Here is a 1,284-nt window from a genome sequence, read left to right on the forward strand (position 1 = left end):
TCCACAGGCAGTTGCTGGTGGTCTGTGAGTGTTTCGGATGTGTTTACGTCATTCATGTTGGTTTCTTTCTCAATGATGTATAGGGTGTTGTCTTCAAGCTGGCAACGCCACAGATTCTTATTGGATACCTGAAAAATCGCTTGTTGCTGGGCGATGTAGCATTGGTCAAAAAAGATCACGTCTCCAAGCTCTAACGAATGGAAGTGATTTAAGTCCAGATGCGTTTTGCCAAGGCTTAGCCAGACAGGAAGGGCAATATGCTGAGTCAGTTGCGACGAGCATGGCGGCAGCGCATCAACTAAAACGCTTTGACCTTCACTTACCCACAAACAAAGTGATGCGCTCGGTTTGTTTAGCGTCAGCATTAAGGTATTGCGCTGCGTTTCGCTTTGTTCCAGCGGTTGTAATTTGCTGAGGATCGGTAACTGACCAAATAGGCGTTTGAACGCGTCAGCATGAGGCTCAATCTGCGTACTGAGCAGAGCTAACTGCAACGAGTTTGGGAGAGATTCAAACGCTGTCGCATTCAAAGTTGAGTGAAGCCATTGCTGCAGTTGCGCGGAACAAAAATCGACTTGAATGGTTTGTCCACCAACCAGAGTGGTCAAGCGGTAGCCAGAAAATTCCGGTTTTTGCGATGCGGTTATTGAGATGCTGTGCTCGTCACGTCCTTGAAAGTGGCATTGTTTAGCGCAGCGCTGATTGGTCCGCGCAATGCTCTCGGCATCGACTGTTGGGATGGTTAATTTCATTGATCCGCCTCGGGTTGCCATTCTTCATAAACGCTACGTTGTTGGCGTGATTGTTGTTGATCTTGCTGTGTGTGACCGTGCTGCGACGTCTGCTCGCTGATCGAGACGCGCAACGGCTGTTCAAAGCCCATGCGGTTTAAACGCTCTGCCAGATCTTGCCTTGCTTGTTGATTGATGATGGAAAGCGCATGCTCTTGTCGAATCGTCACGCTATAACCTTGCGAATCTAACTTGATGTGGATTTCGCCACCTTTGAGTTGGCCCTCGCTTAGAAACAATCGTACTTCTTTCTCATTCGATGCTGTTGGTAGCGCCACGTACACTTTATCCACCAATTGCTGAATCAGTTGGCTGACTTCACGAGTTGGTTGAGTAGGTTGTGGGGTCGAGATGCCTTTCAAAATCACATCGCCTTGAGTAATCGGTGTCGTGACTGGTTGATGCGGCGGCTTGTCATTGCTTTTTTCTGAATCCAGCATGGCTTTATCTAGCAATGTGCGCTCAGCCTTGCTCGCTTTGGGATGTTCATCAT

The 1,284-nt window shown here is 48.4% G+C and carries 1 protein-coding gene and 1 pseudogene; both read right to left on the reverse strand.

All coding sequences use genetic code 11. The annotated features are described in order from the left end of the window. Positions 1 to 773, reverse strand: a 773-nt coding sequence (vscQ, locus tag R7Q38_RS23655; protein WP_318114502.1) for a SctQ family type III secretion system cytoplasmic ring protein VscQ, incomplete at its 3' end; no start/stop codon positions are given. Next, positions 749 to 1,284: pseudogene (gene vscP, locus R7Q38_RS23660) on the reverse strand (type III secretion system needle length determinant VscP); the annotation flags it as partial. The gene vscQ and the pseudogene vscP, both read right to left, overlap by 25 nt.

Source organism: Vibrio sp. Vb0598 (assembly GCF_033338935.1).
GTDB classification, from domain to species: Bacteria; Pseudomonadota; Gammaproteobacteria; order Enterobacterales; family Vibrionaceae; genus Vibrio; species Vibrio alginolyticus.